Genomic DNA, 12,729 nt, shown 5'->3' with positions numbered 1-12,729 from the left:
AAGGAAGCGAGTGAAGAAACGGTAACCATTGCTTCGGTGCCCTGCGAACGCGCACGTACATGCGCGATAATGGGCAAAATACTGGCCAGGTTTCGGGCAGGGGAGGAGCACAGGATGTGGTTGAGCAAGGGCGCGTCGCGCCGGAGGCACGAACGCGCAGCGGTGCAGCAGGCCGTGAAAGATGTCGCGAATGAGGCACAAGAGGTGACCGAGAAGAAACCGAGCGTGGGGGCGCTGTGGGCCGACAGCTTTGGGGTGTTCGCGACCCGCGCGGTGCAAACCATCGTGATCGTGACCTTGCTCTTCGGCCTCATCTTTGGGCTGCACGCGCTCACGATGGTCGTGATTCCCGTGCTGCTCGCGCTCATCTTCGCGAGTGCCTTCGCCCCGGTCATGCGCTGGATGCGCGGCAAGGGCGTGCCGAGCCTGCTCGCGACCCTGATCGTGCTGGCCGTCGTCGTGTGTGTGTTCGGCATGGTCGGCTGGCTCATGGTCTGGGCTGTGAAAGAGGAGTCAGACCAGCTCGTCGACCAGGCGACCGAGGGCTGGGAGCAGGTCATGGCCTGGGTTCAGGACCTGCCGTTTGCCCCGACCGACCAGCAGATTAAAGACTTCCAAGACACGGTCATGGACTTTGTGACGAGTGCCTCGTTCGGTTCGGGAGCGCTCGCTGGCGTCGGCGCCGTGACCTCATTCATCACGAGCCTCGTGCTCATGGTCGTCATTCTCTTTTTCTTCCTGAAAGACGGCCCGCAGATCTGGCTGTTCCTGATCCGCCCGTTCCGCGGCTCGCAGCGTGAGCGTGCGCACCGCGTGGGCGACAAGGCCGTGAGCACGCTCGGCTCGTACGTGCGAGGCACGGCGACCGTTGCCGCGGTTGACGCCGTCGGTATCGGTATCGGCCTCGCCATCGTGGGGGTTCCCCTGGCGCTGCCGCTTGGCGTGCTCGTATTCTTCCTCTCATTCATTCCGCTCGTTGGCGCGACGCTCGCAGGCATTCTCGCGGCGCTCGTCGCGCTCGTGTCGAACGGCCTCGTTGACGCGCTCATCGTCGTCGCCATTGTGATCGGTGTGAACCAGCTCGAGGGCAACTTCTTGCAGCCGGTGCTCATGGGCCGCACGCTGAAGCTGCACCCGCTCGTGATCTTGGTCGCGTTGACCATTGGTACGCTGCTCGGCGGCGTGCTCGGCGCGGTGCTTTCGGTGCCCATCACGGCCGTCGCGTGGGGCGTGATTCAGGTCTGGGATGGCAGCGACAAGCCCGCGAACTGGGCGAGAAAGCAGCCGGAAGAAGAACAAGAGTTCAAGTAGCGCTGAGGGCCGTCGGGGCCTCATCACCGCACGAACTGGGGCCGGGGGCCAAGAAAACTTCGCATTTACTGTGAACTTTTGCCCCTGGCCCCGAATTTTCGGCGGGGAAGTGGGTTCACGCAATACGCTTTTTTCATGTGTGGAATCGTAGGTTACGTAGGTCCGAAAAACACGGTTGAACGGCTGCTGCCCGGTCTCGAACGACTGGAGTACCGCGGCTACGACTCGGCCGGCATCGCCGTTGTGCCCGAGGATCCCGGCGAACCAATCGCGCTTGAGAAGCGTGCGGGCAAACTGCGCGTGCTCAAGGAAGCACTCGAGGCCTACCCGCTGCCCGCTGCAAGCGCAGGTATTGGGCACACCCGGTGGGCGACCCACGGCGGGCCCACCGATGAAAATGCGCACCCCCATCTCGATAAGAGCGGCAGGGTCGCCCTCATTCACAATGGCATCGTCGAGAACTATGCCGAGCTGCGCGAAGAGCTCGTGACCGCCGGGGTGCGTCTCGTGAGCGAGACCGACACCGAGGTGGTCGCTCAGCTCGTCGGCAGGGCCGTCGCTGAGACCGGTTCGCTTGAGAGCGCCTTTCGGCTCGTCGTGCCGAGGCTTCGCGGCACGTACACGCTGCTCGCGATTCACCGGGGCGAGCCGGGAACGATCGTTGCCGCAAAGCACCACTCTCCGCTCGTCGTTGGCTTTGGCGAGGGGGAGTTCTTTCTCGGTTCTGACGTCGCCGCGTTTGTGAGCGAGACGACCCGGGCCGCTGTGATTGATGACGACCGCATCGTTGTGGTGACCGACGCTGGCATTCGGGTGACCGACTACGCGGGCACTGAGGTAGAGCCCGAGCGCTTCGAGGTGTCGTGGGACGCTTCGACGGCAACACGCGGTGGGTGGCCGTCGTTCATGGCCAAAGAGATCAGCGAGCAGCCTCAGGCGGTCGAGCAGACACTCGTGGGGCGCGTGCACGAAGGCGCTGACGGTGCTGCCTACGTTGAGGTTCCCGAGCTGACCGAGCTCGGTGACGACGTGCTGCGGTCGGTGACGCGCATCATCGTCATCGCCTGTGGTACCGCCTCATACGCGGGGCACGTTGCCAAGTACCTCATCGAGAGCTGGGCGAGGGTGCCCGTCGAGGTGCAGCTGAGCCACGAGTTTCGCTACTCAGAGCAGATCATTACTCCCGAGACGCTCGTGATTTCGGTGAGCCAGTCGGGCGAAACGATGGACACGCTCATGGCGGTCAAGCACGCGGTCGCGCTCGGTGCGCGAACGATCTCGGTGTGTAACACGCAGAGCGCGTCGATTCCGCGTGACTCAGACGCGACGGTCTACACCCATGCCGGCCCTGAGGTGGCTGTCGCATCGACCAAGGCGTACACGGCGCAGGTGACGGCGCTCGCACTGATCGGCCTGCATCTCGCAAGGGTTCGCGGCGAATCGCACCCGCTCGTGGTTGCGACGCTGGCCACGCTGCCAGAGCTCGTGAAGCTCGCGGTCGAGACGCACGAGTCGGTTCGCTCGGTTGCTCACGAGTTGCGCGACACGACGTCGATCATTTTTCTTGGCCGCAACGTCGGCTACCCGGCAGCGCTTGAGGCGGCGCTCAAGGTGAAAGAGCTCGCGTACATTCATGCAGAGGGCTTTGCGGCGGGCGAGCTCAAGCACGGCCCTATCGCGCTTATCGAAGAGGGGCAGATCGTCGTGGTCATTGTTCCCTCGAAGGATGCCGCGCCGCTGATGCACGCCAAGGTGCTCTCGAACGTGCAAGAGGTGCGTGCGCGAGGCGCCCGCGTGATCGCTATCGCGGGTCACGGTGACGCGCTCGCGGCCGATGCCTGCGACGCGGTCATCGCGGTGCAGGAGGCAGACGTGGCGCGGCTCGCCGCGACCGCTGGCGTCGCCGGGGCCGCGGGTGACGACTCGGCGGCGGAGCCACAGCTCGTCGCCTCGGGTGCCGATCTCGCCGAGTCACTCACGAAGATTGTGCCGCTGCAGTGGCTTGCTCTCGAGATCGCCGCGGCGAAGGGACTCGACGTTGACCAGCCTCGCAACCTGGCGAAGTCGGTCACGGTAGAGTAATCGGCATGACAGTGACGAGCGCGGGGCGGATCAAGCTGCGTACCGCAGCGGTTATCGCTGCCCTCGCGCTCGCCCTGAGCGGTTGCGCGGCAGGTGGCGAGGCTGGCGAGGGGCCGAGCCCGCAGGCTGTGGCCGAGCTCGAGACGTTCGGGCTTGAGAGGCTTGATGCGCGTGAGACGATCACGCGCCTCGACGCGATGACCGTTGCCGATCGCCCAGAGAACCTCTTCGCTTCGATCACGCCAGCCGAGTTGCAGCTAACGGTCGCCGCGGGCGAACCTGGCGAAGAAGTCGTGGTACTGCCCATGCCCGACGACGCGTTCTACGTCTCCATCGCGCCCTTTGCGACCCAGACGCACGAGTGCTTTTACCATTCACTCACGACGTGCCTCGGTGAGTTCGGCAACCTCGACGTCGATGTGACGGTGACCGACCGTGAGACGGGCAAAGTCGTCGAGCAGACGAGGCTGACGACGTTCGACAACGGATTTCTGGGGTTGTGGCTGTCGCGAGGCTCGAGCTACGAGGTCTCGATGACGAGCGAGAAGGGCGCGGGCAAGATCATTGTTGAAACCGATGATGACGACCCGACCTGCATCACGACGTTGCAGCTCAGCTAGTAGAGACAACCCGCTCTGTGCGGGTCTGCGATCTGTCGTATGGTTATGGCATGGCAGATTCATCGTTTGACGTAGTAAGCAAGATCGACCACATGGAGGTCGAGAACGCGACCAACCAGGCGCGCAAGGAGATCGAGCAGCGCTACGACTTCAAGGGCGTCGGCGCCGAGGTCACGCTCTCGGGCGAGACGATTCTCATTAAGGCGAACTCAGAGGAGCGCGCGCTCGCGGCCCTCGACGTGCTGCAGTCGAAGTTCATTCGCCGTGGCATGTCGCTGAAAACCCTCGACTCGGGCGAACCCTTCGCGAGCGGCAAGGAGTACCGCATCGAGTCGAAGCTTAAAGAGGGCATCGACCAGGCATCGGCGAAGAAGCTCAACAAGCTCATTCGCGACGAGGGCCCGAAGGGCGTCAAGAGCCAGATTCAGGGTGATGAGTTGCGCGTCAGCTCGAAGAGCCGTGACGACCTCCAGGCGACCATCGCCCTGCTCAAAGAAGCCGACATTGACGTCGCGCTTCAGTTTGTAAACTTCAGGTAGTACGCCGCCTGAGCCGGCGAGCAACGCCCGGGTGCCGCGCAATGTGCCGTAACTTTTTGAGTGGCCGCGCGGTACTCGGGTAGACTGAAGCCCGTGATCGGCGAGAATTTGCTCGGCCCAGAGCCCACGAGGCTCCCTGCCGAGGTAGACGTAGTACGGGCTCTCGAGAACGAAGAAACTCTCGAGAGCGTGGTTCGAGCACACCCAGAGTCACCACTCGCGTGGGCGCTGCTCGCCGACCAGGCTGACGCCGAGGGCCGCGAGGTCGAGAGCTACGCGTTTGCTCGCGTGGGCTATCACCGCGGCCTCGATGCGCTGCGTCGCGCGGGGTGGAAGGGCCACGGGTCCGTTCCCTGGAGCCACGAGCCGAACCGCGGCGTGCTGCGCGCGCTGTACGCACTGCGCCGATCCGCCGCACACATTGGCGAGACCACCGAGGTCGAACGCCTCACCGAATTTTTAACCGGGGCTGACCCTGAAGCGGTCGCCCACATTGAAGGAAGGGGCTGAAATGCCCGCAGTTCTCATTACCGGTGCCCAGTGGGGCGACGAAGGCAAGGGCCGGGCAACCGACCTGCTCGGTAGCCGCGTTGATTACGTCGTGAAGTTTAACGGCGGCAACAACGCAGGGCACACCGTCGTCGTGGGCGACGAGAAGTATGCACTGCACCTGCTGCCCTCGGGCATCCTGACGCCCGGCGTTGTTCCCGTGATCGCCAACGGCGTTGTCGTCGACATTGAGGTGCTGAAGGGCGAGCTCGATGCGCTCAGCAGCCGAGGTGTCGACGTTTCGCGCCTCAAGGTGAGCGCCAACGCGCACGTCATCACCCAGTACCACCGCACGCTCGACAAGGTCACCGAGCGCTTCCTTGGCAAGCGCCAGATCGGCACGACCGGTCGCGGCATCGGGCCGGCTTACGCCGACAAGATCAACCGCGTGGGCATTCGCATTCAGGACATCTTCGACGAGGGTATTTTGCGCCAGAAGGTCGAAGCGGCCCTCGCGCAGAAGAACCAGATGCTCGTGAAAATGTACAACCGTCGCGCCATCGAAGCCGACGAGGTTGTTGAAGAGCTGCTCTCGTACCGCGAACTGCTCGAGCCCATGGTTTGCGACACCGGGCTGCTGCTGCACAACGCGCTCGAAGACGACAAGACGATTCTCTTTGAGGCTGGCCAGGCAACGATGCTCGACATCGACCACGGTACCTACCCGTTCGTCACCTCTTCAAACGCGACCGCTGGCGGCGCATCGACGGGTTCGGGGCTGCCCCCGCACGCGATCACTCGCATCATCTCGGTCGTCAAGGCCTACGCGACGCGCGTGGGTTCGGGCCCGTTCCCGACCGAGCTCTTCGACGAATCGGGTGATTACCTGCGCAACCAGGGCTTCGAGTTCGGCACCACGACCGGCCGCCCGCGTCGTTGCGGCTGGTACGACGCCCCGATCGCGCGCTACTCGGCCCGCATCAACGGCGTGACCGACTTCGTGCTCACGAAGCTCGACGTGCTCTCTGGTCTCAAGAAGATTCCCGTGTGCGTCGCCTACGACGTGAACGGCGTGCGCCACGACGAGATGCCCGTCAACCAGACCGACTTTCACCACGCGAAGCCGATCTACGAAGAGTTCGACGGCTGGGACGAAGACATTTCTGACTGCCGCGAGTTCGCCGATCTGCCCGAGAACGCGCAGGCGTACATTCGCGCGCTCGAAGCGATGAGTGGCGCCCGCATCTCGGCAGTGGGCGTTGGCCCCGAGCGTGAACAGGTGGTTGAGCTGCACGATCTGCTCGGCTAGAGCGGTCACGTAGCTGGCCTCGATAAGGAGTACTGATGCCCGAAATCGATCCGCAGGCAGAGCTTGAGCGGTTGCGCTCAAGCATCGATAACATCGACGCCTCGCTCATGTATATGCTCGCGGAGCGGTTTCGGTGCACGCAGCAGGTCGGCGAGCTGAAGGCCAAGCACCAGATGCCGCCCGCCGACCTTGCTCGCGAGGCGCGGCAGACGGCGCGTCTGAAGGAGCTCGCGGCCGACGCGCACCTCGACCCGGTGTTCGCTGAGAAGTGGTTTAACTTCGTGGTCGCCGAGGTGATTCACCACCACACGCGCATCGCCGAGCAGGGCGTTCCCGAAGCGTAGCGGTGCGGATCAGGCCGACTTAGCCGGCCCCCACAGCGCCTGCGCGGCGAAGACCCATGCGGCGACGATGAGAAAGCCGCCGAGCACGTCGCTCGGGCGATGCCACGCGCTCACGACCGTGGCGATGCCGATGAGCACGGCCCAGATGCCGGCGAGTGCCGTGAGTACTCCCGCGACGTTTCGGTGCGAGGTCGAGAAGAAGAGCACTCCGGCAGCCGCCGCAGCGATCGTGACGTGGCCCGACGGAAACGAGTTGCCGTAGACCCCGAGGTGCTCGACGAGCGTTGGCCGGTCGATGAGCACGTGCTTGAGCAGTTGAGCCGTGAGGTTCGCCCCCGCGAACACCACGATCACCTGGGTGAGCGTGCGCATCTTGCGTTGGAAGAGCGCGATGAGGGCAACGATGACGAGCACGCCCACCGCGACCGGCACGGTGGTGTTGAGCCCGCGCCTCAAGTACGAGGCGACGGTTCCCGTCTGCTCGCTGAGCGCGGTCATGATGTTCTGGTCGAAGCTCTGCCCTCGAGCCGTGTGAATGGCGAAGTGCTGCAGGGCAAAAACCGCCGCGAGGCAGGCGAGGCACAGCACCACATAGAGCGCCCTCAAGGCAACCTGCCCTGAGCGCGCACTGCTGCTCTGGGTCAAGCGAACGCCCTGCGTTTCTCGTGCCGTGTTATTCATCGTGCTCCTCGCATACCCGTCGTATTTTTGCAGAGCAAGCTGTTAAAACCGGGCGGGAGGGTTCAGCATCTGAGCCAACGGGCGGCTGAAGCGCGGGCTACAGCTTCGGCAGGCTTCGCGTGCGCACGACCTCGCCCGCCTTCACCGCGGCGACGCCACCGATGATGAGGGCGGCGCCGATCCACTCGGTTGTCGTTGGGGCGATGCCGAGCAGCATGATGCTCCACGCGATGGCGAAGAGCGGCTCAGAGTAGCCGGTAAAACTCGCGACCGTCGCGCCGAGCCGGCGAGAAGCTGCGACCCCGAGCACGTACGAGATGACCGTCGAGATGAGCGCCATGCCGGCGATGGGAACCCAGAGCGGCACCTCGGCGCCAGCGAGAATGACCGGCGCGGTCGACGTGGTGAAGGGCAGCACGCCCACGGCGCTCGCTGCGATGAGAAATACGCTCGCGACGCCGAGCCCGATGCCGACGAAGGGCAGAGGAGGGATGCCGTGCTCGGTCGTGGCCCCCGTTGCGAAGTAGGTTGCGTTGCCGACGGCCGCGATGAGCGCGAAGAAGATGCCGAGGGGGTGCAGGCTGCTGCCCACGGCGAGGCCCGAGATGGTGACGAGGCCGGCGATCGCGATGACGGCGCCGAGCAACGTGAGCTGGTGCGGGGCAATGCGGGTGCGGGCCCAGAAGAAGAGCATGAGCAGCACGGGGCCCATGAACTCGATGAGCAGCGCGAGGCTCGGCGCGATGTGCTCAACCGCGAGAAAGAAGGCGAGCTGGCAGCCCGCGACCGCGAGAATGCCGAAGAGCAGCACCTGCTTCCATGCAGCCACGACGAGGTGCCACTTACCGCGCATCATGATGAGGGTCGGGACAAGCAGGATGAGGGCCGCGAGGGTAATGCGCGCGATGACGGCGGCGCCTGGCGACCAGCCGGCGCTGATGAGCGCGCTCGCGAAGATGCCCGAGAAGGCGAAGCTGCCTGCCGAAGCAAGCGCCAAAAGAAAACCCGTGAGCGGCGAGGCACCCACGGTTACGGTGGCACGATTCACGGCACTCCTTTGGTACAGCTGATATCGCCATGATATCGGGTTGTTTGTCGAGAGTCGCAGGGCAATTTGACGATGGGGCGAAGTGCATTTACAGTGGGAGCTAATCCGAAAAGTTCGGTGCACCTAACTTTAAGTTTCGCCATGACTCAAAACATCTTGCAACCCGCGGTTCACGTTCGTGACCTCACTGCGGCCTACCGCCACGACACCGTGCTCGACGGCGTCTCATTCGACGTGCCACGGGGCGTCGTGTTGGGCGTTGTCGGGCCCAACGGTGCTGGCAAATCAACGCTGCTCAAAGCGGCGCTTGGCCTGCTGCCAGAGTCGTCGGGGCACGTCGAGTTTCTCGGGAGCCCCCTCGACGCGGTGCGCTCAAAGGTGGCCTACATGCCACAGTCGCTCACGCTCGACCCCACCTTTCCCGTCACCGTGCTCGACGTCGTGCTCATGGGCACCTACCCGGGCCTCGGTTGGGTCAAGCGCCCGCGCAAGGCGCACAAGCAGCAGGCGCGCGAGGCGCTCGAACTCGTCGAGCTGGGCGATCTCGCTGGCCGCCCCATCGGCCAGCTCTCGGGCGGCCAGCGCCAGCGTGTGCTGCTCGCGAGGGCGCTCGTGCAAGAGCCAGAGCTGCTCATCATGGACGAGCCATTTCAGGGCGTCGACGCCGCGAGCGAGCGCAACATCGTGAGCGTGCTGAAGGGGCTCAAGGCCCGCGGCGTAACCGTCGTCATGGTGCACCACGACCTCATGACCGTGCTCGACTACTGCGACTGGGTCGCGCTCGTCAACCGGGGCATTCAGGCCATCGGGCCCGCCGAGAGCACGTTCACCGCGGGCAACCTCGAGCGAGTCTTTGGCATTCCACATCTCGGCGCAGGCCACGCGCCGGCGGGAGGTGCGGCCGCATAATGCAGTTTCTCATCGATATCTTTGCCTACGAGTTCTTGCAAAAAGCCCTCGTCGTCTCGATCATCACCGGCGTCATTAGCGGTGTCATCGGCAGCCTCGTCATGCTGCGTGGCCTCGCCCTTATGGGTGACGCGATTTCTCACGCGGTCGTGCCCGGCGTCGCGGTCTCGTACCTCTTGGGCATCAACTTCTTCTGGGGCGCGATGGTCGCGGGCCTCTGCGCGGCGCTCGGCGTGGGGTTCATTCAAAACCGCACCCGCGTGAAGCAAGACGCGGCCATGGGCATCATGCTCTCGTCAATGTTTGCGCTCGGCATCGTGCTCATCGCCCACGCCAAGAGCGCGATCGACCTCAACTCGATTCTCTTCGGCAACGTGCTTGCCGTGCGCACCGAAGACATGATCGTCTCGATCATCGTGGGTACCGTGGTGCTCGTTACCGTGCTCTTGCTCTACAAAGAGCTCGTCGTCTCGAGCTTCGACCCTGCGAGCGCCGAGGTGTACGGTTTCAAGACGAAGCGACTGCAGTACCTCGTGCTCGTCATGCTCACGCTCGTGACCGTCACCTCAATGCAGACCGTGGGCGTTGTGCTCGTCATCTCGTTGCTCGTGACCCCGGCCGCCACCGCCCTGCTGCTCGTCAAGCGGCTGCCCGCGATGCTCGTGATCGCCGCGAGCCTCGGCGCCGTGAGCTCGTTCGTCGGCATCATCGTGAGCTTCGAACTGAACCTGCCCTCGGGCCCCGTCATCGCGCTCGTGGCCACCCTCTTCTTCCTGCTCGCGTTGCTCTTCTCGCCGAGCCAGGGCATCATCACCAGAAATATTCGAACAACCGAACGAAAAGGAGTGGCGCAATGAAACGCCTCTTGGGGGCGCTCATCGCGGTGCCCATGCTCTTTGTCATGGGCTGCAGCGCGAATGCCGAGCAGAGTGACGAACCGGCCGAAAAGCTCAAGGTCATCACCTCATTCACCATTCTTGAAGACATGGTGCAGTCGATCGGAGGCGACTACGTCGAGGTACACAACCTCGTGCCCACGGGCACTGATCCGCACGAGTATGAACCGCTGCCAGACGATCTGAAGGCGGTCTCGCAGGCCGACGTGCTCTTTTATAACGGACTGAACCTCGAGGGTGGCGACACCGGCTGGTTCTCACGCATGGAGGCCTCGGCGGCACCCGAGAAGAGCACCGTTGTCGAGGTATCACGCGACGTCGAACCGATGCACCTCGGCGAGGGCGAAGCCGACTCGCAGGTCAACCCGCACGCTTTCATCGACCCGAACGTCGGCTTCGTCATGGCCGAGACGATTCGTGACGGGCTCATCGAGGCTGACCCCGACCACACCGACGAATACCAACAGCAGGCCGACGAGTACCTCGAGAAGCTCACCGCGATCGAGGCCGAGTACGACGAGACCTTCGACGCGATTCCCGAGGAGGAGCGCGTGCTCGTCACGAGCGAGCGGGCCTTCCAGTACCTTGCCGATCAGTACGACATCACCGAGTACTACATCTGGGAGATCGACACTGATGAGAACGGCTCGGGCCAGCAGCTCGTGACCCTCATCGACCAGCTCAAGGGCGTGAAGGTGGCAAACCTCATCGTTGAATCGAACGTTGACCGCCGCCCCATGGAGATGGTCTCGGCCGAGACTGGAGTGCCCATCTTCGACCGCCCCATCTACTCTGACGAGATTGGCGGCGACGACGCACCCGAGGCAAACACCTACCTGCGGTACCTCGAGTACAACCTCGGCGTGCTCGGTGATGCGCTCACCGGCAAGTAACGCTTAGTACAGCTCGCCCCACCAGTAGGGCGTGCGCGCGGCGACACACAGGGCGCCCTCGTGATCGTAGACCACCCCGATGTTCTTGTTCGGGTGCACTGCGGCGAGGGCGCCCTCGGCGTATCGCACCTCGTGCCACCCCTCGGCAGTGAGCGAACCCGCGAGTGCCTTCCAGTCGACTGGCTCGGCGGGCTGCTCGAAGCAGTGCCCGACCATGAAGCCGTAGTGATCAGAGGTTGTCGACCCATCGGCGTACGTGCTCCTTACGGCAGGGGTATCGAAATCGAGCGGATCGCCCCCATTTTCTGGCGTCGCGATGGTCTCGGCGCCAACGTTCTCGGTGAGATCGGCGAAGAACCCCTGAAGGCTTTCGGCTCGCTCTTGCTGGGTCTCAGGATCATCGGCCGCGAGTCCCTCGGCCCGCGTCAATCCCGCGGCGTCGAGGCCGCCATCTTCATCGAGCTCTGCGGCGTTGTACGGCAGGTAACGGGTCCACAAGATCTCGTCCCAATCTCTGACGAGCCACGAGGCCGAGACCGAACGGAACCCGGGGAACTCGTCGGGTGCGTACGAAGTTGCGTCTATCTCGTCGACCTGTGCCTGGGCCTCCTCGTTCACCTTGTGGCGGTCACCCCACCAGGCGCGGGTCGTGAGCCGCAGCTCGGTGCCATTGGTGTGTTCTTCGACGTCGAGGGTGTTGCCCTTCGGAGTGCTCCACTGGTGACGCGTACCGGCGCGCTCATACCCGAGCGCGGCGAGATCGTGGGCGAAGGCTTCGATGTCGAGTGACCTCTCGCCCGGAAGCGTGAAGATGAGCTCGATGCTGTACCACTCAATGCCGCCCCATAATGGCCCTTCGAGCCGCCACAGGGGGTTGATCCAGCGAGCGTCGCCCGCGAGCGCTCTGGCATCGCTCAGCTCTTCTTGCGCTTCGAGATAGCGGCTCTCGAGCAGGTCGACCTGCTCTTCGATGGGCATCTGCATGACGTGGCCAAACCGGTTGCCAGCTGCGTCGCGCTTGAGGCTCGTGGCCCACACCGCGGCTTGGGGCGTGGCAATGACAAGCGCCACCGCGAGCGCCGCCGAGACAGCTGGAGCGGTGCGAAGCTTTGGCACCCCAACGGCGACTATCGGCTTGAGCACGATTGCGAGCACGAGCAGGGCGATGCCGGTTGCAACCGTGAGCAGTGCGGCACCCGCCCCGATCGTGTTCTCGACGCCGGGCAGCAGCGCTTCGCCCGAAAGAATACTGAGGCCCGACCTGGTTGGTGCCGAGTCGGTCGAACCCCGCGCGCTCAACACCGCAACGACCAACAGCGCCCAGTGCAGCGGGGCGATACACGCCATGGCCACCGGAATCACCGTGTGCCCGCGCTTGCGCAGGATGAAGCGGGGCAACATCTCGAGCAGCCCGAGCGCTGGCACGATGAGCGGCGAGAACATCAGCAGAAAGAGCGTCTCCCACCCGCCCTCGAGCAGGAACCCATGAAAGGTAAAGAAGAGGGCGATGCCCCAGCTCATCCATGGCCAGAGCTTCCAGAGGAGGTCGCGCTTGGGGCGTGTGCTGTTCATGGGCTTAGCGTAGCGAAATGCAGCCTACTCTCCGGA

At 64.1% G+C, this 12,729-nt stretch carries 13 protein-coding genes; 10 read left to right on the top strand and 3 right to left on the bottom strand.

Annotated features, from left to right (window positions below; genetic code table 11):
- The first annotated feature begins 114 nt into the window (after positions 1-114).
- From JSO19_RS05110 to JSO19_RS05080, 7 genes are all read left to right on the top strand, one after another.
- On the top strand, positions 115-1,311 hold the full coding sequence (locus tag JSO19_RS05110) for an AI-2E family transporter (protein WP_270910199.1): 1,197 nt from the start codon (positions 115-117) through the stop codon (positions 1,309-1,311).
- 135 nt (positions 1,312-1,446) lie between these two features.
- On the top strand, positions 1,447-3,393 hold the full coding sequence (gene glmS, locus JSO19_RS05105; protein WP_270910198.1) for a glutamine--fructose-6-phosphate transaminase (isomerizing): 1,947 nt from the start codon (positions 1,447-1,449) through the stop codon (positions 3,391-3,393).
- Positions 3,394-3,398: 5 nt separating this feature from the next.
- Positions 3,399-4,013: a CueP family metal-binding protein gene (locus tag JSO19_RS05100; protein ID WP_270910197.1), complete on the top strand. Its 615-nt coding sequence runs from the start codon at positions 3,399-3,401 to the stop codon at positions 4,011-4,013.
- A gap of 50 nt (positions 4,014-4,063) precedes the next feature.
- On the top strand, positions 4,064-4,552 hold the full coding sequence (locus JSO19_RS05095) for a YajQ family cyclic di-GMP-binding protein (RefSeq protein WP_217135781.1): 489 nt from the start codon (positions 4,064-4,066) through the stop codon (positions 4,550-4,552).
- A gap of 93 nt (positions 4,553-4,645) precedes the next feature.
- Positions 4,646-5,062: a DUF3151 domain-containing protein gene (locus JSO19_RS05090; protein WP_270910195.1), complete on the top strand. Its 417-nt coding sequence runs from the start codon at positions 4,646-4,648 to the stop codon at positions 5,060-5,062.
- A 1-nt stretch (position 5,063) separates the two neighbouring features.
- Entirely contained in the window at positions 5,064-6,350 is a 1,287-nt protein-coding gene (locus JSO19_RS05085) for an adenylosuccinate synthase (RefSeq protein WP_270910193.1), read from the top strand.
- Positions 6,351-6,385: 35 nt separating this feature from the next.
- The gene (locus JSO19_RS05080; protein ID WP_217135787.1) at positions 6,386-6,694 is read left to right on the top strand and encodes a chorismate mutase; all 309 of its coding nucleotides are present in this window, start codon (positions 6,386-6,388) and stop codon (positions 6,692-6,694) included.
- A 9-nt stretch (positions 6,695-6,703) separates the two neighbouring features.
- Here the strand turns inward: JSO19_RS05080 and JSO19_RS05075 are convergent, their stop codons facing one another.
- Positions 6,704-7,375 (bottom strand): phosphatase PAP2 family protein, encoded by a 672-nt coding sequence (locus JSO19_RS05075; protein WP_270910191.1) that lies wholly within the window; start codon positions 7,373-7,375, stop codon positions 6,704-6,706.
- Positions 7,376-7,472: 97 nt separating this feature from the next.
- Positions 7,473-8,423: an EamA family transporter gene (locus tag JSO19_RS05070; protein ID WP_270910190.1), complete on the bottom strand. Its 951-nt coding sequence runs from the start codon at positions 8,421-8,423 to the stop codon at positions 7,473-7,475.
- 141 nt (positions 8,424-8,564) lie between these two features.
- Between JSO19_RS05070 and JSO19_RS05065 the strand changes: the two genes are divergently transcribed.
- From JSO19_RS05065 to JSO19_RS05055, 3 genes are read left to right on the top strand one after another with little or no spacing between them, the layout of a single operon-like run.
- A complete protein-coding gene (locus JSO19_RS05065) occupies positions 8,565-9,332 on the top strand; it encodes a metal ABC transporter ATP-binding protein (protein WP_270910189.1) in 768 nt (255 codons plus the stop codon).
- A complete protein-coding gene (locus JSO19_RS05060) occupies positions 9,332-10,189 on the top strand; it encodes a metal ABC transporter permease (protein ID WP_270910187.1) in 858 nt (285 codons plus the stop codon). The genes JSO19_RS05065 and JSO19_RS05060 overlap by 1 nt, the downstream gene beginning before the upstream one ends.
- Complete coding sequence (locus tag JSO19_RS05055; RefSeq protein WP_270910186.1) at positions 10,186-11,121, top strand: metal ABC transporter solute-binding protein, Zn/Mn family; 936 nt, start codon at positions 10,186-10,188, stop codon at positions 11,119-11,121. The genes JSO19_RS05060 and JSO19_RS05055 overlap by 4 nt, the downstream gene beginning before the upstream one ends.
- A gap of 3 nt (positions 11,122-11,124) precedes the next feature.
- Here the strand turns inward: JSO19_RS05055 and JSO19_RS05050 are convergent, their stop codons facing one another.
- On the bottom strand, positions 11,125-12,693 hold the full coding sequence (locus tag JSO19_RS05050) for a hypothetical protein (RefSeq protein ID WP_270910185.1): 1,569 nt from the start codon (positions 12,691-12,693) through the stop codon (positions 11,125-11,127).
- Between the last annotated feature and the right edge of the window lie 36 nt (positions 12,694-12,729).

The organism is Leucobacter sp. UCMA 4100 (assembly GCF_027853335.1).
In the GTDB taxonomy this organism is placed as follows: Bacteria; Actinomycetota; Actinomycetes; order Actinomycetales; family Microbacteriaceae; genus Leucobacter_A.
The sequence above is the reverse complement of the archived record's forward strand: the minus strand, read 5'-3'. Positions and strand labels throughout refer to the sequence as shown.

What these genes read in the sequence shown, in the direction of transcription:
- JSO19_RS05110 (WP_270910199.1), top strand. Translation starts at nt 115, where the DNA reads ATGTGGTTGAGCAAGGGCGCGTCGCGCCGGAGGCACGAACGCGCAGCG.
- glmS (WP_270910198.1), top strand. Translation starts at nt 1,447, where the DNA reads ATGTGTGGAATCGTAGGTTACGTAGGTCCGAAAAACACGGTTGAACGG.
- JSO19_RS05100 (WP_270910197.1), top strand. Translation starts at nt 3,399, where the DNA reads ATGACAGTGACGAGCGCGGGGCGGATCAAGCTGCGTACCGCAGCGGTT.
- JSO19_RS05095 (WP_217135781.1), top strand. Translation starts at nt 4,064, where the DNA reads ATGGCAGATTCATCGTTTGACGTAGTAAGCAAGATCGACCACATGGAG.
- JSO19_RS05085 (WP_270910193.1), top strand. Translation starts at nt 5,064, where the DNA reads ATGCCCGCAGTTCTCATTACCGGTGCCCAGTGGGGCGACGAAGGCAAG.
- JSO19_RS05080 (WP_217135787.1), top strand. Translation starts at nt 6,386, where the DNA reads ATGCCCGAAATCGATCCGCAGGCAGAGCTTGAGCGGTTGCGCTCAAGC.
- JSO19_RS05075 (WP_270910191.1), bottom strand. Translation starts at nt 7,375, where the DNA reads ATGAATAACACGGCACGAGAAACGCAGGGCGTTCGCTTGACCCAGAGC.
- JSO19_RS05065 (WP_270910189.1), top strand. Translation starts at nt 8,565, where the DNA reads ATGACTCAAAACATCTTGCAACCCGCGGTTCACGTTCGTGACCTCACT.
- JSO19_RS05060 (WP_270910187.1), top strand. Translation starts at nt 9,332, where the DNA reads ATGCAGTTTCTCATCGATATCTTTGCCTACGAGTTCTTGCAAAAAGCC.
- JSO19_RS05055 (WP_270910186.1), top strand. Translation starts at nt 10,186, where the DNA reads ATGAAACGCCTCTTGGGGGCGCTCATCGCGGTGCCCATGCTCTTTGTC.
- JSO19_RS05050 (WP_270910185.1), bottom strand. Translation starts at nt 12,693, where the DNA reads ATGAACAGCACACGCCCCAAGCGCGACCTCCTCTGGAAGCTCTGGCCA.